Annotated in this window: 16 protein-coding genes; 14 read left to right on the plus strand and 2 right to left on the minus strand. The window is 69.3% G+C overall.

Features of this window, described 5'->3' with window-relative positions; genetic code table 11:
* Nucleotides 1-165: 165 nt before the first annotated feature.
* The gene (locus tag G5C60_RS27560) at nt 166-1,548 is read left to right on the plus strand and encodes a nitrate/nitrite transporter (RefSeq protein WP_165263631.1); all 1,383 of its coding nucleotides are present in this window, start codon (nt 166-168) and stop codon (nt 1,546-1,548) included.
* A gap of 181 nt (nt 1,549-1,729) precedes the next feature.
* Entirely contained in the window at nt 1,730-2,890 is a 1,161-nt protein-coding gene (locus tag G5C60_RS27565; protein WP_165263632.1) for a uroporphyrinogen-III synthase, read from the plus strand.
* On the opposite strand, the gene G5C60_RS27570 is transcribed toward G5C60_RS27565, so the two are convergent.
* A complete protein-coding gene (locus tag G5C60_RS27570; RefSeq protein WP_241267110.1) occupies nt 2,839-3,429 on the minus strand; it encodes an anthrone oxygenase family protein in 591 nt (196 codons plus the stop codon). The two genes, G5C60_RS27565 and G5C60_RS27570, sit on opposite strands and share 52 nt — an antisense overlap.
* Before the next feature lie 190 nt (nt 3,430-3,619).
* Here G5C60_RS27570 and G5C60_RS27575 point away from each other — a divergent pair, with 190 nt between their 5' ends.
* The 6 genes from G5C60_RS27575 (at nt 3,620) to G5C60_RS27600 (ending at nt 11,218) form a co-directional block, all read left to right on the plus strand.
* A complete protein-coding gene (locus G5C60_RS27575) occupies nt 3,620-4,231 on the plus strand; it encodes a CGNR zinc finger domain-containing protein (RefSeq protein ID WP_165263633.1) in 612 nt (203 codons plus the stop codon).
* Nucleotides 4,232-4,721: 490 nt separating this feature from the next.
* Nucleotides 4,722-5,243 carry a sigma-70 family RNA polymerase sigma factor gene (locus G5C60_RS27580; RefSeq protein WP_010039908.1) on the plus strand — a complete coding sequence of 174 codons (522 nt, stop codon included), beginning with the start codon at nt 4,722-4,724 and terminating at the stop codon, nt 5,241-5,243.
* A 38-nt stretch (nt 5,244-5,281) separates the two neighbouring features.
* Nucleotides 5,282-6,061, plus strand: coding sequence for an anti-sigma factor family protein (locus G5C60_RS27585; RefSeq protein ID WP_165263634.1), 780 nt, complete (start codon nt 5,282-5,284; stop codon nt 6,059-6,061).
* A gap of 116 nt (nt 6,062-6,177) precedes the next feature.
* Nucleotides 6,178-8,724, plus strand: coding sequence for a UvrD-helicase domain-containing protein (locus G5C60_RS27590; RefSeq protein ID WP_165263635.1), 2,547 nt, complete (start codon nt 6,178-6,180; stop codon nt 8,722-8,724).
* 427 nt (nt 8,725-9,151) lie between these two features.
* A complete protein-coding gene (locus G5C60_RS27595) occupies nt 9,152-10,573 on the plus strand; it encodes an NAD-dependent malic enzyme (RefSeq protein WP_165263636.1) in 1,422 nt (473 codons plus the stop codon).
* A gap of 363 nt (nt 10,574-10,936) precedes the next feature.
* Nucleotides 10,937-11,218 (plus strand): HU family DNA-binding protein, encoded by a 282-nt coding sequence (locus G5C60_RS27600; protein ID WP_124441836.1) that lies wholly within the window; start codon nt 10,937-10,939, stop codon nt 11,216-11,218.
* Nucleotides 11,219-11,347: 129 nt separating this feature from the next.
* On the opposite strand, the gene murA is transcribed toward G5C60_RS27600, so the two are convergent.
* A complete protein-coding gene (gene murA, locus G5C60_RS27605; RefSeq protein ID WP_165263637.1) occupies nt 11,348-12,694 on the minus strand; it encodes a UDP-N-acetylglucosamine 1-carboxyvinyltransferase in 1,347 nt (448 codons plus the stop codon).
* Nucleotides 12,695-13,062: 368 nt separating this feature from the next.
* On the opposite strand from murA, the gene G5C60_RS27610 reads away from it, so the two are divergent.
* The 6 genes from G5C60_RS27610 (at nt 13,063) to G5C60_RS27635 (ending at nt 19,264) form a co-directional block, all read left to right on the plus strand.
* Complete coding sequence (locus G5C60_RS27610; RefSeq protein ID WP_165263638.1) at nt 13,063-13,635, plus strand: YqgE/AlgH family protein; 573 nt, start codon at nt 13,063-13,065, stop codon at nt 13,633-13,635.
* A gap of 29 nt (nt 13,636-13,664) precedes the next feature.
* The gene (locus tag G5C60_RS27615) at nt 13,665-13,958 is read left to right on the plus strand and encodes a DUF3039 domain-containing protein (RefSeq protein ID WP_165263639.1); all 294 of its coding nucleotides are present in this window, start codon (nt 13,665-13,667) and stop codon (nt 13,956-13,958) included.
* Nucleotides 13,959-14,219: 261 nt separating this feature from the next.
* Nucleotides 14,220-15,548, plus strand: a complete 1,329-nt coding sequence (locus tag G5C60_RS27620; protein ID WP_165263640.1) for an extracellular solute-binding protein — start codon at nt 14,220-14,222, stop codon at nt 15,546-15,548.
* Nucleotides 15,549-15,745: 197 nt separating this feature from the next.
* Nucleotides 15,746-16,741: a carbohydrate ABC transporter permease gene (locus G5C60_RS27625; protein ID WP_165263641.1), complete on the plus strand. Its 996-nt coding sequence runs from the start codon at nt 15,746-15,748 to the stop codon at nt 16,739-16,741.
* Nucleotides 16,738-17,613 carry a carbohydrate ABC transporter permease gene (locus G5C60_RS27630; RefSeq protein WP_338145942.1) on the plus strand — a complete coding sequence of 292 codons (876 nt, stop codon included), beginning with the start codon at nt 16,738-16,740 and terminating at the stop codon, nt 17,611-17,613. Before G5C60_RS27625 ends, G5C60_RS27630 begins: the two co-directional genes overlap by 4 nt.
* A gap of 10 nt (nt 17,614-17,623) precedes the next feature.
* Nucleotides 17,624-19,264 carry a beta-N-acetylhexosaminidase gene (locus tag G5C60_RS27635; protein WP_165263653.1) on the plus strand — a complete coding sequence of 547 codons (1,641 nt, stop codon included), beginning with the start codon at nt 17,624-17,626 and terminating at the stop codon, nt 19,262-19,264.
* The last annotated feature ends 23 nt before the right edge of the window (nt 19,265-19,287 follow it).

The raw sequence follows: 19,287 nt of genomic DNA on the forward strand, positions 1-19,287 counted from the left end.
CCGCTCAACCTCACCGCCACCCCCACCCGCTCGTGAGAGCAACGTTCCCCCGCGGTCACTCAGAGGCACAGACCGGAAACGCGCCATCCCTACCTTCGGGACTCATCACCCACGTACGAACCCCACGTACGACACACCTGAGCACCGGAGAACCGTGGAGGCGTCATGACAGCCCCTAGTACAGCCCCCGCACCGAGCAGGGGAGGCCGCTGGATCGAGCACTGGGATCCCGAGGACGAGACCTTCTGGAAAGAGACCGGCGAGAAGGTAGCCCGGCGGAACCTCTTCTTCTCCGTACTCTCCGAGCACATCGGGTTCTCGATCTGGACCCTGTGGTCCGTGATGGTGCTCTTCATGGGCCCGGAGTACGGGCTCACCCCCGCCGACAAGTTCTTCATCGTGTCGATGGCGACCCTGGTCGGCGCCGTCGTGCGCGTCCCCTACACCTTCGCCGTCGCCCGCTTCGGCGGCCGGAACTGGACGATCGTCTCGGCGAGCATGCTGCTGATCCCGACGATCGCCGCGTTCATCGTGATGGAGCCCGGGACGTCGTTCGGGACGTTCCTGGTGTGCGCCATGCTCGCCGGCGTCGGCGGAGGCAACTTCGCCAGCTCCATGACCAACATCAACTCCTTCTTCCCGCTGCGTAAGAAGGGGTGGGCGCTCGGCCTGAACGCCGGTGGCGGCAACATCGGTGTGCCCGTGGTTCAGCTGGTCGGTCTCGCCGTCATCGGAGCGAGCGGTGGGCCGCGTGTGCTGCTCGGGATCTACATCCCGTTCATCATCCTCGCCACCGTCCTCGGCGCCCTCTACATGGACAACATCTCGTCCGTGAAGAACGACACCGGCGCGGCCAAGGAGGCCGTCAAGGACGCGCACACCTGGATCATGTCCTTCCTCTACATCGGGACCTTCGGATCCTTCATCGGCTACAGCTTCGCGTTCGGGCTCGTGCTGCAGACACAGTTCGGGCGTACGCCGCTGCAGGCCGCGTACGTCACCTTCATCGGCCCGCTGCTCGGCTCCCTGATCCGGCCCTTCGGCGGCTGGCTCGCCGACAAGTACGGCGGCGCGAAGATCACGCTGTGGAACTTCGTCGGCATGGCCGCCGCGACCACCGTCATCATCTCCGCCTCGATGTCCAAGTCGCTGGCCCTCTTCACCACCGCCTTCATCGCCCTGTTCATCCTGACCGGACTCGGCAACGGCTCGACGTACAAGATGATCCCCGGCATCTTCCAGGCCAAGGCCGTCGCCATGGGACTCACCGGTGAAGAGGCCGCCTCCTACGGGCGCCGGCTCTCCGGTGCCTCCATGGGGCTCATCGGGGCCGTGGGCGCGCTCGGCGGACTCGGCATCAACCTCGCCTTCCGGCAGTCGTTCCTCAGCGTGGGATCGGGTACGGGTGCCTTCGTGGGCTTCCTCGCCTTCTACGCGGTCTGCTTCGGGGTGACCTGGGCCGTATACCTTCGCCGCCAGGCGCCCGCAGGGAGCCAGGCCACACCGGCCGCCGAGTCGAAGACGCAGCTCAGCTACGCGGAGGTGTGACGTAACACCACCGACATCAAGCGGAACCGAGCCTGTCACGAGCCGTTGACAGGCTCGGTTGACCGCTGATGTACGGCGGGTGCACGAACGGCGCAAACCGGTGCAGGATGAACCGGCGCAGACCGGTGCAGTGCAGGATGACCGGTGCAGTGCAGGATGAATCGAATCGGGACTAGAGCTGATGCACGACGAACTGCAGCGACCAGACCGACACGAACACGGCCCCCTCGCGGGATTCACCGTCGGCGTGACGGCGGCCCGCCGTGCCGACGAACTAGGCGCCCTGCTTCAGCGGCGCGGTGCCGCGGTCATGCACGCCCCAGCGCTCCGCATCGTGCCACTCTCCGACGACAGCGAGCTGCTCGCGGCCACCAAGGAACTGATCGACCAGGTCCCGGACGTCGTGGTCGCGACCACCGCGATCGGGTTCCGGGGATGGGTCGAGGCCGCCGACGGCTGGGGCCTCGGCGAGGCTCTGCTCGACCGGCTGCGCGGTGTCGAGCTGCTCGCCCGCGGGCCCAAGGTCAAAGGAGCGGTCCGGGCCGCGGGGCTCACCGAGGAGTGGTCCCCCTCGTCCGAGTCCATGGCCGAGGTGCTCGACCGGCTGCTCGAGGAGGGCGTCGACGGGCGCCGGATCGCGGTGCAGCTGCACGGCGAGCCGCTGCCCGGTTTCGTCGAGGCGCTGCGGGCCGGAGGAGCGGAGGTCGTCGGCGTACCCGTCTACCGGTGGATGCCGCCGGAGGACATCAGCCCCGTCGACCGGCTGCTCGACGCCACGGTCACCCGCGGCCTGGATGCGCTGACCTTCACCAGTGCGCCGGCCGCCGCCTCGCTGCTGGGCCGTGCCGAGGACCGCGGGCTGCTGCCCGAGCTGCTCGCCGCCCTCAACCACGACGTGCTGTCGGCCTGCGTCGGCCCGGTCACGGCGCTGCCGTTGCAGGCCCGGGGCATCGACACGATCCAGCCGGAGCGCTTCCGGCTCGGCCCCCTCGTACAGCTGCTGTGCCAGGAGCTGCCGTCCAGGGCGCGGACGCTGCCGATCGCGGGGCACCGGGTGGAGATCCGGGGCCATGCGGTGATGGTGGACGACGCGCTGCGGCCCGTACCGCCTGCCGGTATGTCCCTGCTGCGCGCGCTGTCCCGGCGGCCCGGCTGGGTGGTCGCCCGGGCCGAGCTGCTGCGGGCGCTGCCCGGCGCGGGACGGGACGAGCACGCCGTCGAGACGGCCATGGCCCGGCTGCGTACGGCACTCGGGGCGCCCAAGCTGATCCAGACGGTGGTCAAGCGGGGTTACCGGCTCGCGCTCGACCCGGCGGCGGACTCCAAGTACGCGGACGCCTGACGCCCGTACGGCCCGTACCGCCCATAGAGCACGAGCGCCCACGCCAGGAATCCGAGGGCGCACGTCGACAGCACGGCCCGTACGACGTTCCAGGCCACCCAAGGGTCCTCGAACTCCTCGCGCACGGCGGCCGGATCGGCGATCCTCGCCGGATCGCCGGCGTCTACGAGGTCGGTGTTGAGCGGGACGTTCACCGTGACGGTGAACAGGAACGCGAGGGCGTACGCGACGAGGGCCGCCCACACCCACCGGCGCAGCCTCCTGGAAGAGCGCAGCTGCCAGGCGGAGATCGCCGTGAGGACCAGCGCGCCCATGAAGCTCAGGAAGAACACCGGGTTGTAGATGGCGTCATCGGTGTTCTGCATGACCTCGACGTAGACGCGGTCGTCGCTGCGGGCCAGCGCCGGCATCACGGCGCAGGCGAAAACGTAGAAGGACCCGGCGATCAGACCCATGGCGACCGTGGCCGCGACCAGCACACCCCCGGCGGTCGTACGCCGCCGCTCCCTGTTCTCTGTCCTTGCCGTCGTGTTCGTCATGGCTTCGAGTCAACCGGCGGGCCGCGCCCGGCGACATCGCCGTGGCGCTCATGCGCATACGCGGACGTCCAAGGCGTTACCGGGGGTTCTGGCGCTGGGGGTTCCGGCCGCGCGTGCGGGGAGGCACTGTAGGGGGTACGGACCCTCGCCGACCCCTTCATGGCGGTAACCCCAAGGCGGTGACAGGAACATGGCATTGGGCACAGCCGCGGCCACGGCCTCGTACGAGCTGCGGTTCGACTCCGGTCGGATCTGTCTGGACCTTCTGGCGACCACGCATCCCGAGGAACGGCTCGACTCGGTCGAGCCGTTGCGGGCCTGGATCAGCGGATCGGGGCTCGTTCCGGCGGATACGTCGCTGGCGGCGGCCGACACCTCCTGGCTGGTGGGCTTTCGTGAACTGCGCGGTCACATCGGGCAGTTGGTGCGCGGAGAGCCCTCGGCGGCCTCCCGGCCCTTCGGTATCGCGCTGGCCCGCGTCAACGAACGCGCCCGCGCGGCGACTCCCGCTCCGCGTGCGGTCTGGGACGACGCCGGCGCCCTCGTACGGGCCCTCGACGGCTCGCCCTCCTGTGCCGGGCTCCTTGCCGTCGTGGCCCGCGATGCCGTGGAACTGCTCACCGATCCCGTCGCCCGGGCGAGCATCCGGCAGTGTGAGGGGGACAACTGCCCCATCGTGTACCTCGACACGTCGCGTGGGCGTCGGCGCCGCTGGTGCTCCAGTGAGACGTGCGGCAACCGGGAACGGGTGGCTCGGCATCGGCGACGGGCGCGCTCCGCTGGGAGTGCGGTTCCGGTGTGAGGGGTGGTTCCGAAGGTGCTGGAGAGGTGGCTTCGGAAGGTGCGGGTCCGTCGTGGCTGGTCGCGCAGTTCCCCGCGCCCCTATCGGGGCACCCCGTCAGGTGTGCCCCTGTCGGGGCACCCCCCGTCAGGCGCGCCCCTGTCGAGGCGCCCCTGACTGGGCGCAGCCCCGCGCTGTCCCGTATGTCTTCTTCGTGCTCGGCAATTTCTAGTGACATTGGCTACATCGGGTTTCCGTCTGTCATGGCGTGGGCAATGACGGGATCTCGCCAGCGTGGCTGAAATGTAAAGCCCCCGTGACGGGTATGTGCGGCCATGTCCGCCTGGTCCCGCCGGGTCGAAGAAACACACGTCACACTTTGAACAGCCTGCCGTTCGCATGCGTACCCGGTGGAGAGCGACCGACTCGGGGGAACCCCCGGACACCGGAGGTAGGCGTGCGCAAGGATTCCGCCGTGGCCGATGAACGACCGCCGAGGGCCCGACATCGCATGTCCCAGCCCTCGGAACCCGACGAGGAGCTGATGCGTGCGCTGTACAGGGAACACGCGGGGCCCCTGCTCGCCTATGTGCTGCGGCTGGTCGCCGGTGACCGGCAGCGTGCCGAGGACGTTGTGCAGGAGACGCTCATCCGTGCCTGGAAGAATGCCGGTCAGCTCAACCGAGCTACCGGTTCGGTACGACCCTGGCTGGTGACGGTCGCCCGGCGCATCGTCATCGACGGCCACCGCAGCCGGCAGGCCCGGCCTCAGGAGGTGGACCCGTCGCCGCTGGAGGTCATCCCCGCGGAGGACGAGATCGACAAGGCGTTGTGGCTGATGACACTGTCTGACGCGCTGGACGACCTGACCCCTGCTCACCGGGAGGTCCTGGTCGAGACGTACTTCAAGGGGCGTACTGTCAATGAGGCTGCCGAGACGCTGGGCATTCCCAGTGGCACGGTGCGCTCACGGGTGTTCTATGCCCTGCGTTCGATGAAGCTGGCGCTGGAAGAGCGTGGGGTGACGGCATGAGTACATACGGGGGATACGGAACGGGTACCCCTGGACCCATGCAAAGTTCGCAGGGCCCGGGTGATGTGCACGAGACTGTCGGCGCGTATGCCCTCGGCATTCTCGACGACGCGGAGGCGACCGCCTTCGAGGCGCACCTCGCGACCTGCGAGTGGTGCGCGCAGCAGCTGGACGAACTCGCGGGCATGGAGCCGATGCTGGCCGCCCTCGCGGATCTGCCGGGCGCCCAGGGCACTCCGGCCATCGGCGAGTCGTTGTCCGCCAAGCCGAGCCCACGCCTGGTGAACCGGCTGGTCGACGAGGTCGCGGAGCGCCGCGCCCAGAAGCGTCGGCGCGGCATGTACATGGTCGCGGCGGCCGCCGCGCTGATCATCGGTGGCCCGGTCACCGCGATCGGGGTCACCGGCGGCGACGGCGAGAACAACAACGTGACGGCGGCACCGCACTCCACCAGCCCCGCCGAGGACGCCTTCTTCAACGACATGAAGGACAAGATCTCCGCCACCGACCCGACCACCAAGGTCAGCGCCACGGTCGGCATGGAGAGCAAGGCCTGGGGCACCCACGCCGTCGTGGAGCTCAAGAACGTCAAGGGCCCGGAGAAGTGCTCCCTCGTCGCCGTCGGCAAGAACGGCGACCGCGAGACGGTGAGTTCCTGGTCCGTCCCGAAGTGGGGCTACGGCATCAAGGACAGCACCAACGAGAAGGCGAAGAAGCCGCTGTACGTCCACGGCGGCGCCGCCATGACACCGAACGAGATCGACCATTTCGAGATCGTGACGTTCGACGGCACGCGTCTGGTGCAGGTGGACGCGTGACCGAACCGGCAGCGGATACGTAGACCGCACGGATAGACCCGCAGCGGATACGTAGCCTCCCCGGCCCCCCTTCGCGTACGGTTGACGGCTGCCATGCACGTCAGAAGGGGGCCCGGGTGGCCGCTCAGGTTCAGCAGGAAACCGCGCTCGGCTCGGTCGACAGGTCCGCACAGGACTCCGTACGGGATCGAGAGCTCGGCGTCGAACAGGAACACCTGGACCGGGTGTACCGGCGCCTCGAGGAGAAGATCCACGAGGCGGAGTTCTTGATGAACGACGCGGCCAAGCGTGGCCAGGTCGGCACGCCGGGCGCGCTGGCCGAGCGCGACGCACAGGTCTTCCGGGCGGGGATCCACCTCAACCGCCTGAACAACGAGTTCGAGGACTTCCTCTTCGGACGCATCGATCTGCTGGCCGGCAAGGACGGCAAGAAGGGACCGGACGGCGCGTACACGGCGGTCGAGCCCGCCGAGGGCGCCATACGGCACGACAACACCGCCGACATCGCAGAAACGCTTCACATCGGCCGGATCGGCGTGCTCGACGCGGACTACACACCGCTGGTCATCGACTGGCGGGCACCGGCCGCCGCGCCCTTCTACCGCTCGACGCCGGTCGATCCGGGCCGGGTCGTACGCCGCCGGGTCATCCGCTCCAAGGGACGGCGCGTGCTCGGCGTCGAGGACGACCTGATGCGGCCCGAGCTGACGGCCTTCCTCGACGGGCGCGAGCTGCCCGTCATCGGCGACGGCGCGCTCATGGCCGCGCTCGGCCAGGCCCGCAGCCACACCATGCGGGACATCGTCGCCTCCATCCAGGCCGAGCAGGACCAGGTCATCCGGGCGCCCGCCGCGTCGGTGACGTACGTGGAGGGCGGCCCGGGGACGGGCAAGACGGCTGTCGCCCTGCACCGGGCCGCGTACCTCCTCTACCAGGACCGCCGCCGGTACGCGGGCGGCATCCTGATCGTCTCGCCCACGCCCCTGCTCGTGGCGTACACCGAGGGCGTCCTGCCGTCCCTCGGCGAGGAGGGGCAGGTCGCCATCCGCGCGGTCGGCTCGCTGGTCGACGGCGCCGAGGCCACGCTGTACGACTCGCCGGCGGTGGCCCGCGCCAAGGGCTCGTACCGGATGCTGAAGGTGCTGCGGAAGGCGGCGCGGGGGGCGCTGGAGACGGCTGGTGGGGCGGGCTCCGCTGCTGAGTCCGGCGGGCGCGGCGACGCGTCCTCGCGTTCCGCGCGGAACGGCAACGGCGCGGGCTCGCGGGCGCGTGGCCAGGGGCGCGTGAACCAGCGCGCGCCCGGCACGGGTGGCGCGCCCGGACGCTCGCGGAACGCCGACGCGGAACAGCTTGCCTTCGGCGACGGCGACTTCAGCAATGGTGACTTCGGTGACGACGGGGCGCAGGCCCCCGCCCTCCCGACCACCCGTCTCCGCGTCGTCGCCTTCGGGCGCCGTCTGGAACTGGAGGCGCCTGAGCTGGACCGCATCCGGCGCAACGCGCTCTCCGGCACCGCGCCCGTGAACCTGCTGCGCCCCCGCGCCCGCAAGCTGCTGCTCGACGCCCTGTGGGCGAAGTCCGGGGCCGGATCCCGGCACACCGACCCGGAGCTGGCCGCCGAGCTGCGGTCGTCGTTCGACGAGGACATCACCTCCGAGGACAGCTTCATCGAGTTCCTGGACGCCTGGTGGCCCGAGCTGACGCCGCGCGCCGTGCTGGCCGCGATGGCCGACGAGAAGCGGCTCGGGCGCTGGGCGCGGCGGATCCTCAACCCCGGCGAGGTGCGCCGCGTCGCCCGTTCACTGGGGCGCGACGGGCTCTCCGTGCACGACGTGGCGATGCTCGACGAGCTCCAGGCGATCCTCGGCGCCCCGGCCCGCCCCCGCAAGAAACGCGACCTGGACCCGCTAGACCAGCTCACGGGCCTGGAGGAGCTGATGCCGGTCCGCGAGGAGTCACAGCGCGAGCGCGCCGAACGGCTGGCCCAGGAACGTACCGAGTACGCGCACGTCATCGTCGACGAGGCCCAGGACCTCACGCCCATGCAGTGGCGGATGATCGGCCGCCGTGGCCGGCACGCCACGTGGACGGTCGTCGGCGACCCCGCCCAGTCCTCGTGGTCGGACCCGGACGAGGCCGCCGAGGCCCGCGACGAGGCCCTCGGCACCCGCCCGCGCCGCCGCTTCACGCTCACCGTGAACTACCGCAACCCGGCCGAGATCGCCGAACTGGCCGCGAAGGTGCTGGCGCTGGCCATGCCCGGCTCGACGTCCCCGTCCGCGGTTCGCTCGACGGGCGTAGAGCCGCGCTTCAGTGTCGTACGGGACGGGCTCGCGCGGAGCGTCCGGGAGGAGGCCGCGCGGCTGCTCGACCGGGTCGACGGCACGGTCGGGGTCGTGGTCGCCATGAACCGGCGCGCGGAAGCCGCCCGGTGGCTCGCCGGGCTCGGCGACCGGGTCGTGGCCCTCGGCAGCCTGGAGGCCAAGGGACTGGAGTACGACGCCACGGTCGTCGTCTCGCCCGCGGAGATCGCCGACGAGTCGCCGGCCGGACTGCGCGTGCTGTACGTCGCCCTGACCCGGGCCACCCAGCAGCTCACCGTCGTCTCGCAGGACCGCGACGAGCCCGACGCGAACGGGGTGCCCGACCTCCTGCGCGACTGACGCGACTGACTGTGGCCTTTGGCAGGACTGGCTGCCTGGCCTTTCCTGTGACCGTGTTCTTTCCTGTGACCCTGGAATGAACTCTCGGGACGGGAATTGCCTTGAGGGGATCCTTTGTTACGGTGGATGAGGCACCGGCTCGATCCAAGCCCCCGGGCCCAACCTTCGTCGCTTCGAGCGACCACTTGCCGCGAGGCGAGCATGGCGGGTCGGTGCCATTGAATGTGAAGGGGCCCGTGTCACCTGGTGACACGGGTCCCTTTTCGCTGTCCCAAGTGCGCCGGATTTTCCCTGGCACCCCGTGCCACCTGCGCGAACAAAACGTTCGCAATCCGGGGCGGCTACCGCGTACTCCGCGGTAGGTGCGACGATCGGACGGCAAACCAGCGACACACGCGGCACGCGGTGAAAGCAGAGGAAGTCGGCCATGGCAACGGCGCCCAGCGTCTCCTACTCGATGACGGTCCGGCTGGAGGTGCCCGCGAGCGGAACCGCGGTCTCGCAGCTCACCGGGGCCGTCGAGTCCCACGGAGGCTCGGTGACCGGCCTCGACGTGACAGCGTCCGGCCACGAGAAGCTCCGGATCGACGTCACCATCGCGGCGACGTCGACGGCACACGCCGACGAGATCGTGGAGCAGCTGCGCACCATCGAGGGTGTCACGCTCGGCAAGGTCTCCGACCGTACGTTCCTGATGCACCTCGGCGGCAAGATCGAGATGCAGTCGAAGCACCCCATCCGCAACCGTGACGACCTCTCCATGATCTACACGCCGGGTGTGGCCCGCGTCTGCATGGCGATCGCCGAGAACCCCGAGGACGCCCGGCGTCTGACGATCAAGCGCAACTCGGTCGCGGTCGTGACGGACGGGTCAGCGGTGCTCGGCCTGGGGAACATCGGGCCCAAGGCCGCCCTCCCCGTCATGGAGGGCAAGGCGGCCCTCTTCAAACGATTCGCCGGCATCGACGCCTGGCCGCTGTGCCTGGACACCCAGGACACCGACGCGATCGTCGAGATCGTCAAGGCCATCGCGCCCGGCTTCGCGGGCATCAACCTGGAGGACATCTCCGCGCCCCGCTGCTTCGAGATCGAGGCGCGCCTGCGCGAGGCCCTCGACATCCCCGTCTTCCACGACGACCAGCACGGCACCGCCATCGTCGTACTCGCCGCCCTGACGAACGCGCTGCGCGTCGCGGGCAAGGCGATCGGTGACATCCGCGTCGTCATGTCCGGTGCGGGCGCGGCCGGTACCGCCATCCTCAAGCTGCTGATCGCGGCGGGCGTCAAGCACGCCGTCGTCGCCGACATCCACGGTGTCGTGCACGCGGGCCGCGAGGACCTGGTGCAGGCCGCCCCCGACTCGCCGCTGCGCTGGATCGCCGACAACACCAACCCCGAGGGCGTCACGGGCACGCTGAAGGAGGCCGTGCGCGGCTCCGACGTGTTCATCGGCGTCTCGGCTCCCAATGTGCTCGACGGCGACGACGTGGCGGGGATGGCCGACGGTGCCATCGTGTTCGCGCTCGCGAACCCCGACCCCGAGGTCGACCCGGCGATCGCCCGGCAGACGGCGGCGGTCGTGGCCACGGGCCGCTCCGACTTCCCGAACCAGATCAACAACGTGCTGGTCTTCCCGGGCGTCTTCCGCGGTCTCCTGGACGCCCAGTCCCGCACGGTCAACACGGAGATGATGCTGGCCGCCGCGACCGCCCTGGCGGACGTGGTGACCGAGGACGAGCTCAACCCGAACTACATCATCCCGAGCGTCTTCAACGACAAGGTCGCGGGCGCGGTGGCCGGCGCGGTGCGCAACGCGGCGAAGGCCGCGGGGGTGGCCGTGACGGCCTGAGTCGTAGGCTGTGACGATGGCCACGGCGGTCCGGACACGGCGCGTCGTGGACACGGTCCCTCCGGCCGCCCCTAGGGTGGCGGCCAGGCTCAGGCCCTTCAAACCCTGCGGTCCGCCGCCGGGAGCGGACGGAGCGTCACCATTTCGAGGCGGTGGCGCTTTTCGTGTGACTCTCAGGGGTGCCGGATTGGCTTTCCCGCCGCAGGTGGGGGCAGGATGCGTCTCTGGGCGCGAGGGTCTGGACGATGGACCCGGGTCCGGGGACCGACCGAGGACCCTGGCAGCATCGGCTTCGCTGGTGCTCAGCATGCGGCTCCGCCGCGTGGCACGCCTCAACGGCAAGAAGAACACGGGAGTAACAACATGAACCGCAGTGAGCTGGTGGCCGCGCTGGCCGACCGCGCCGAGGTGACTCGCAAGGACGCCGACGCCGTTCTGGCCGCGTTCGCCGAGACCGTCGGCGAGGTCGTCGCGAAGGGCGACGAGAAGGTCACCATCCCCGGCTTCCTGACCTTCGAGCGCACCCACCGTGCCGCTCGCACCGCGCGCAACCCGCAGACCGGCGACCCGATCCAGATCCCGGCCGGCTACAGCGTGAAGGTCTCCGCGGGCAGCAAGCTCAAGGAAGCCGCGAAGGGCCAGTAAGACCAGTAAAAGCAGTAACAGTCGCGGAATACGACACAAGTGGGGCGGCCACCCGGACCGGGTGGCCGCCCCACTGTCGTACGTACTGCTGTTGTCGGTACGTACGGCTGCTGCCGAAAGCTGCTGCTGCTAGCCGAGCGCCTTGCCCGGCAGTTCCACCTTCGCGCCCAGCTCCGCGAGCTTCTCCATGAAGTTCTCGTAGCCGCGGTTGATCAGGTCGATGCCGTGGACCCGGGACGTGCCCTGGGCCGCCAGCGCGGCGATGAGGTACGAGAAGCCGCCGCGGAGGTCGGGGATCACGAGGTCGGAGCCCTGGAGCTTCGTCGGGCCCGACACGACCGCGGAGTGGAGGAAGTTGCGCTGGCCGAAGCGGCAGTGGGAGCCGCCGAGGCATTCGCGGTAGAGCTGGATGTGCGCGCCCATCTGGTTCAGGGCCGACGTGAAGCCGAGGCGGGACTCGTACACCGTCTCGTGGATGATCGACAGGCCCGTCGCCTGGGTCAGGGCGACGACGAGCGGCTGCTGCCAGTCCGTCTGGAAGCCGGGGTGCACGTCCGTCTCCAGGGCGATGGACTTGAGCTGGCCGCCCGGGTGCCAGAAGCGGATGCCCTCGTCGTCGATCTCGAAGGCGCCGCCCACCTTCCGGTAGGTGTTGAGGAACGTCATCATCGAGCGCTGCTGGGCGCCGCGGACGTAGATGTTGCCTTCGGTCGCCAGCGCCGCGGAAGCCCACGAGGCGGCCTCCAGGCGGTCCGGGAGAGCCGCGTGGGTGTAGCCGCCGAGCTTGTCCACGCCCGTGACGCGGATGGTGCGGTCGGTGTCCATCGCGATGATGGCGCCCATTTTCTGCAGCACGCAGATCAGGTCCTCGATCTCCGGCTCCACGGCCGCGTTCGAGAGTTCCGTCACGCCCTCTGCCAGGACGGCCGTCAGCAGCACCTGCTCGGTCGCGCCCACGGACGGGTACGGCAGCCGGATCTTGGTGCCGCGCAGCCGCTGCGGAGCCTCCAGGTACTGCCCGTCCGCCCGCTTCTCGATCTTCGCGCCGAACTGCCGCAGCACCTCGAAGTGGAAGTCGATCGGCCGGCCGCCGATGTCGCAGCCGCCCAGGCCCGGGATGAACGCGTGGCCGAGGCGGTGCAGCAGCGGACCGCAGAACAGGATCGGGATGCGCGACGAACCCGCGTGCGCGTCGATGTCCGCGACGTTCGCGCTCTCCACGTGCGACGGGTCCAGGACCAGCTCGCCCGGCTCCTCTCCCGGACGGACCGTCACCCCGTGCAGTTGCAGCAGCCCGCGTACGACCCGTACGTCACGGATGTCGGGGACATTGCGCAGCCGGCTCGGAGCGCTGCCGAGCAGCGCGGCGACCATGGCCTTCGGCACGAGGTTCTTCGCACCACGGACACGGAGCTCACCCTCCAGCGGGGCTCCGCCGTGGACAAGCAGGACGTCATCTGAGCCGTTGACGGTCATATGTCTCGCGTTCCGATGAGTTGGGCAGGGACGAGTCGGGCAGGGCCGATGTGGCAAGGCCGAAGGAGCACCCTGGCACGGCCGAAGAAGCACCGAAGAAGCAAGGGTAATGGCCGCCTACCCCCGTTCCGGTAGCCCAAGTACGGCCCAGCCCGTCATAGGTTTGCCACAACACGAACCGTTCCCCGGCGGGCACACGGGGTCACCGGGAGGGGCGTGCGCTCCGCCTGCTTCTGTGATCCCGCCCGTCTCCCACCACCACCCTCAAAGGAGGCCTTCACCAGGCCGCTTTTTTAATTCAAGCTGCATTCACACCGGTACGCGCATTGCCTCCCCCCGCGCGGGGAAGATGCGGGATCATGTCTGGCATGACCGAGGTGTCCTCGCTCACAGGGCGGCTGCTCGTGGCCACTCCCGCCCTGGCGGACCCGAATTTCGACCACGCTGTGGTGCTGCTCCTCGACCACGACGAGGACGGCTCCCTGGGCGTCGTCCTCAACCGCCCCACACCTGTGGACGTCGGCGACATCCTCGAGGGCTGGGCCGACCTCGCCGGTGAGCCGGGCGTCGTCTTCCAGGGCGGACCGGTCTCGCTCGACTCGGCACTCGGCGTCGCCGTGATCCCCGGCGGCTCGTCCGCGGAGCGGGCGCCCCTCGGGTGGCGCCGCGTGCACGGCGCGATCGGGCTCGTGGACCTGGAGGCCCCGCCGGAGCTGCTCGCCTCGGCCCTCGGCAGCCTGCGGATCTTCGCCGGATACGCCGGCTGGGGGCCCGGTCAACTGGAGGACGAACTCGTCGAGGGTGCCTGGTATGTCGTCGAGTCCGAGCCTGGCGACGTCTCCTCCCCGTCGCCGGAACGGCTGTGGCGCGAGGTGCTCCGCCGGCAGCGCAGCGAGCTGGCGATGGTGGCGACGTACCCGGACGACCCTTCGCTCAACTGATGCATGTGAGCTTCAGTACCCTTGCAGTCATGAGCACTCTTGAGCCTGAGACCCAGCCTCAGCGCGGGACTGGTACGGGGACCCTGGTCGAGCCGGCGCCGCAGACCTCCCATGGTGACGGTGACCACGAGCGCTTCGCCCACTACGTCCAGAAGGACAAGATCATGGCGAGCGCGCTGGACGGCACGCCTGTTGTCGCGCTCTGCGGCAAGGTGTGGGTGCCGGGCCGTGACCCGAAGAAGTATCCCGTGTGTCCCATGTGCAAGGAGATCTACGAGTCCATGGGCTCCGGCGGAGACCAGGGCAAGGGCGGCGACAAGTAACGCCTGCTCCCTTTTCGCTCAAGCGGCGGTACGCCGCGTAGTCCGGCATGCCTGACAAGGCCGCGGCGCCCCAGTGCGGGGCGCCGCGGCCTTGTCTGTGTCCAGGGCCGTTGCACAGGGCGCTTTCGGCGGTCACAGAGTGGTAGAGACCTTTGGGGGCCTCTTGTTTGCATGTCCATGAACTCCTAGCCTCCGTGGTGTTGTGCAGAGTGAAACACGCATTGCGTATGTTGCAACACTCGCCCCCTCGGAGGAAGCCCGATGAAGTTCCCCGCCAGATTCTCTGCCCGCTTCTCTGCCCGAACAGCCGCCCCGGTAGCCGCACTTGTGGTCGCCGCGCTCACCGCGACCGCCTGTGCCCCTGAGTCCTCCGACAACTCCGGCGGTACGGACGAGAAGAGCGGGACGCTGCGCGTGTGGCTCTTCCAGGAGGTCAGCAACGGGCCGAAGGAGAAGGTCGTCGACGCCACCGTGGAGGCCTTCGAGAAGGCCCACGAGGGCACGAAGGTCGACGTCGAGTACATCCCCGTCGAGACCCGCGCCCAGAAGATCAAGGCCGCTTTCAACGATCCCAAGAGCGCGCCGGACCTCATGGAATACGGAAACACGGACACCGCCGGGTACGTCAAGGACGGCGGACTCGCCGACGTCACCAAGGAGTTCACGGACTGGGGCGAGGCCAAGGACACCGACCCGACGGCCAAGCAGTCCGTGACGGTCGACGGGAAGATCTACGGCGCCCCGTTCTTCGTCGGCGTACGCGCTCTGTACTACCGCACGGACATCTTCAAGGAGCTGGGCCTCGAAGTCCCCAAGACGCAGAGCGAGTTGATCGCCACCGCGAAGGAGATCCGGCAGGCGAAACCCGAGCTGTACGGGCTCGCGGTCGGTGGCGTGTCCACGTACGCCGCGATGCCGTTCATCTGGTCCAACGGCGGCGAGATCGCCGAGGGCAAGGGCGGTTCGTACGCCGCGACGATCGACAGCGCGGCGGCCCGGAAGGGCATCACGGCCTACACCTCGCTCTTCGGCGACGACAACTGCCCGGCCGCCAAGTGCGCGAGCATGGGCGGCAACGACACGGTCACGGCCTTCGCCTCCGGCAAGGCGGGCATGGTGATCGGCGGTGACTTCAACCACCAGGCGGTCGAGGCCGGGAAGGTCAAGGGCAAGTACGCCGTCGTACCGCTGCCGGGCCTCAAATCGGGCGAGATCGCGCCGGCGTTCGCGGGCGGCAACAACATCGGCGTACTGAAGAGCACTTCGCACCGCACGCTCGCCGTCGATCTGATGGAGCAGCTCGCCTCGAAGAAGACACAGGGCGAACTCTTCGACGCGATGGGCTTCCTGCCGACGTACTCGGACGTGCGCGCGGACGTCGCGAAGAAGGAGCCGTTCGTCGCACCCTTCGTGAAGACGCTCGGCGCGGGCACCAAGTTCGTGCCCGCCTCGCCGGCCTGGGCCGAGATCGACGCCTCGCTCGTGCTGCCGACGATGTTCCAGGAGGTCGTCAGCGGCAAGAAGGACGTGGCGGCGGCTGCCGAGGACGCGGCGAAGAAGATGAACGCCGCGTTCAGCTCCGCGGGGTGAAGCGGATGTCGAACGGTGCGTCCCCGGGCCCTCCGCCGCCGGGCCACGGCGCAGCCACGGGACACACCGGCGAGCCGGAGCCGCCCCGACCGACCGCGGCGGCTCCGTCTTCGTCCGGTGGGGCGGACTCGGTTGCGTCTGGCGAGGCGTTCGCCGAGGCCGCTTCCGCGGCCGGAGCGCGCCGCGGTGGCCTTGCTGTGGGCGCCGTCGGCGAGGCGGGGCCCGCCGCCTCGCCCGGGCGGCGGGCTGCCAAGAGCCCGGCGCCCGGGGCGCACCGGCTGCGCGGCAGCGGAGCGCCGACGGGGAAGTCCCGGCGCGGAAGCGGTGGTTGGACGCCCTGGCTCTATCTCGCGCCCGCCCTCGTCGTCATCGCCGGGCTGCTCGTCTACCCCGTCTACCAGCTCGGGCTGATCTCCTTCCTGGAGTACACACAGGCCCAGGTCAGCGGCGGGGAGCCGACGACCTTCCAGGGGTTCGGGAACTACGCGACGCTCTTCGGGGACGACGAGTTCTGGCAGGTGCTGCTGGCGACCGTGGTGTTCGCGGCGGCCTGCGTCGTGTCGACGCTCGCGGTCGGCTGCGCGCTGGCCGTGCTGCTGACGCGCGTACGGGCCCTGCCGCGGCTCGCCCTGATGCTGGCCGCGCTGGGCGCCTGGGCCACGCCCGCGATCACCGGCTCGACGGTGTGGCTGTTCCTGTTCGACCCCGACTTCGGACCGGTCAACCGGATCCTGGGGCTCGGCGACCACTCGTGGACGTACGGCCGTTACAGCGCCTTCGCCCTCGTACTGCTCGAAGTCGTCTGGTGCTCCTTCCCGTTCGTGATGGTCACGGTGTACGCGGGCATCCGCGCCGTCCCCGGCGAGGTGCTGGAGGCGGCGGCCCTGGACGGCGCCTCGCAGTGGCGCATCTGGCGCTCGGTACTCGCGCCGATGCTCCGGCCGATCCTCGTGGTCGTCACCATCCAGTCGGTCATCTGGGACTTCAAGGTCTTCACCCAGATCTACGTCATGACGAACGGCGGAGGCATCGCCGGACAGAACCTCGTGCTGAACGTGTACGCGTACCAGAAGGCGTTCGCCTCCTCGCAGTACAGCCTCGGCTCGGCGATCGGAGTGGTGATGCTGCTGATTCTGCTGGCGGTCACGCTCGTCTATCTGCGGCTGCTGCGCAGGCAAGGGGAGGAGCTGTGAGTTCGTTGGGTTCGCTGAGGTCGTTGAGATTTCCCGTACGTCTCCGGGTGCGGCGGCCCTGGCGGCTGGCCGCCGAGGCTTCGGCTCTGCTGATCGCCGCCGTGGTTGCGTTCCCCCTCTACTGGATGGTGCTGAGCGCCTTCAAACCGGCCGGCGAGATCGAGTCGACCGAGCCCCGGCCCTGGACACTCACCCCGTCCCTGGACTCCTTCCGGCGCGTCTTCGAACAGCAGGAATTCGGCCGTTACTTCCTCAACAGCCTTCTCGTCGCGGTCACCGTGGTCGTCGTCTCCGCGCTCATCGCGTTTCTCGCGGCGACCGCGGTGACACGATTCCGCTTCCGCTTCCGTACGACCCTGCTGATCATGTTCCTCGTCGCGCAGATGGTGCCCATCGAGGCCCTGACGATCCCCCTCTTCTTCCTGATGCGGGACTTCGGTCAGCTGAACACGCTGGGCTCGCTGATCCTGCCGCACATCGCGTTCTCCCTGCCGTTCGCGATCTGGATGCTGCGGGGCTTTGTGAAGGCGGTCCCGGAGGCGCTGGAGGAGGCCGCGTACATCGACGGGGCGAGCCGGGCGCGCTTCCTGTGGCAGATCCTTTTCCCGCTGGTGTTTCCGGGGCTCGTCGCCACGAGCGTGTTCTCCTTCATCTCCACCTGGAACGACTTCCTGTTCGCCAAGTCCTTCATCATCAGCGACACTTCGCAGTCGACTCTGCCGATGGCCCTCCTCGTGTTCTACAACCCGGACAAGCCGGACTGGGGTGGCCTGATGGCCGGATCCACGGTGATGACGATTCCGGTGCTGGTCTTCTTCGTACTCGTACAGCGACGGCTGGTCTCCGGACTGGGCGGCGCGGTAAAGGACTGACGTGACTTCACTGACGGATGTGATTCCGGCGCCCCTGAGCGCCGAGGCCGGGGGCAAGGAGGCCTTCGTCCTCAGCTGGGAAACCGGCATCGAGGCGGGCCGGGGCGCCGAGCCGGTCGTGCAGTGGCTGCGGGCGACCGTGGGCGCCGCGACCGGACTGCCACTGCGGCCGGCCGCCGAGGCGTCGGACAGCGGGAACCGCATCCTGCTGCGGATCCTGCCGCCCCTCGCCGACGAACTCGGCAGCCCCGAGGCGTACCGCCTCACCGTTGACCGCGACCGGGTCGTCATCGACGGGGCGAGTGCGGCCGGCCTGTTCTGGGGTGCCCAGACCTTCCGTCAACTGCTCGGCCCGGACGCCTTCCGCCGCGCGCCGGTGACCAGGAAGCCGGAGTGGGAAGTGTCCCCGGTCACGATCCGCGACACGCCCCGCTTTCGCTGGCGCGGCCTCATGCTCGACGTCTCACGGCACTTCATGCCCAAGGACGGCGTCCTGCGCTATCTCGACCTGATGGCCGCGCACAAGCTGAACGTCTTCCACTTCCACCTCACCGACGACCAGGGCTGGCGCATCGAGATCAAGCGTCACCCGAAGCTCACGGAGATCGGATCGTGGCGGGCGCGCACGAAATTCGGCCATCGCGCCTCGCCCCTCTGGGAGGAGAAGCCGCACGGCGGCTACTACACCCAGGACGACATCCGCGAGATCGTCGCGTACGCCGCCGAGCGGCATATCACCGTGGTCCCCGAGATCGACATCCCGGGCCACTCGCAGGCCGCCATCGCCGCATACCCGGAACTCGGCAACACCGACGTCATCGACACGACCTCCCTCTCCGTCTGGGACAACTGGGGCATCTCCCACAACGTACTGGCTCCCACTGACAACACCCTTCGCTTCTACGAGGAGGTCTTCGAGGAGGTCCTGGAGCTGTTCCCCTCGGAGTTCGTTCACATCGGCGGCGACGAGTGCGCCAAGGAACAGTGGAGGGAGTCCCCGACGGTACAGAAGCGGATCAGGGACCTGGGGCTCGCGGACGAGGACGAGTTGCAGTCGTGGTTCATCCGGCACTTCGACAACTGGCTGACCGCGCGCGGACGTCGGCTGATCGGCTGGGACGAGATCCTGGAGGGCGGCTTGGCGCCCGGGGCCGCCGTCTCGTCGTGGCGCGGCTACCAGGGCGGTATCACGGCCGCCCGGGCGGGCCACGACGTCGTCATGTGCCCCGAGCAGCAGGTGTACTTGGATTACCGCCAGGACGGAGGCGCCGACGAACCGGTGCCCATCGCATACGTACGCACTCTGGAGGACGTCTACCGCTTCGAGCCCGTACCACCGCAGTTGACCCCCGATCAGGCGCGGCACGTGATCGGCACGCAGGCCAACGTGTGGACCGAGGTGATGGAGGATCACGCGCGCGTGGACTACCAGACGTTCCCTCGGCTCGCGGCCTTCGCCGAGGTCGCGTGGAGTTCGCTGCCCGCCCCCGCGCAACGCGACTTCACCGGCTTCGAGCAGCGGATGAGCGCCCACTACAGGCGGCTTGACGCCCTGGGAGTCGCCTATCGCCCGCCCGCGGGACCCCTGCCCTGGCAGCGGCGACCGGGGGTGCTCGGACGCCCGATCGAGGGGGCGCCCCCAAACGTGTGAGCCGACTTCCAGGGGGGTGCCAC

It is taken from the genome of Streptomyces scabichelini (assembly GCF_011045015.1).
Taxonomy (GTDB): domain Bacteria; phylum Actinomycetota; class Actinomycetes; order Streptomycetales; family Streptomycetaceae; genus Streptomyces; species Streptomyces scabichelini.

Coding starts and splice junctions, on each gene's coding strand:
- G5C60_RS27560 (WP_165263631.1), top strand. CDS start 166: ATGACAGCCCCTAGTACAGCCCCCGCACCGAGCAGGGGAGGCCGCTGG.
- G5C60_RS27565 (WP_165263632.1), top strand. CDS start 1,730: ATGCACGACGAACTGCAGCGACCAGACCGACACGAACACGGCCCCCTC.
- G5C60_RS27570 (WP_241267110.1), bottom strand. CDS start 3,429: ATGACGAACACGACGGCAAGGACAGAGAACAGGGAGCGGCGGCGTACG.
- G5C60_RS27575 (WP_165263633.1), top strand. CDS start 3,620: ATGGCATTGGGCACAGCCGCGGCCACGGCCTCGTACGAGCTGCGGTTC.
- G5C60_RS27580 (WP_010039908.1), top strand. CDS start 4,722: ATGTCCCAGCCCTCGGAACCCGACGAGGAGCTGATGCGTGCGCTGTAC.
- G5C60_RS27585 (WP_165263634.1), top strand. CDS start 5,282: ATGCAAAGTTCGCAGGGCCCGGGTGATGTGCACGAGACTGTCGGCGCG.
- G5C60_RS27595 (WP_165263636.1), top strand. CDS start 9,152: ATGGCAACGGCGCCCAGCGTCTCCTACTCGATGACGGTCCGGCTGGAG.
- G5C60_RS27600 (WP_124441836.1), top strand. CDS start 10,937: ATGAACCGCAGTGAGCTGGTGGCCGCGCTGGCCGACCGCGCCGAGGTG.
- murA (WP_165263637.1), bottom strand. CDS start 12,694: ATGACCGTCAACGGCTCAGATGACGTCCTGCTTGTCCACGGCGGAGCC.
- G5C60_RS27610 (WP_165263638.1), top strand. CDS start 13,063: ATGACCGAGGTGTCCTCGCTCACAGGGCGGCTGCTCGTGGCCACTCCC.
- G5C60_RS27615 (WP_165263639.1), top strand. CDS start 13,665: ATGAGCACTCTTGAGCCTGAGACCCAGCCTCAGCGCGGGACTGGTACG.
- G5C60_RS27620 (WP_165263640.1), top strand. CDS start 14,220: ATGAAGTTCCCCGCCAGATTCTCTGCCCGCTTCTCTGCCCGAACAGCC.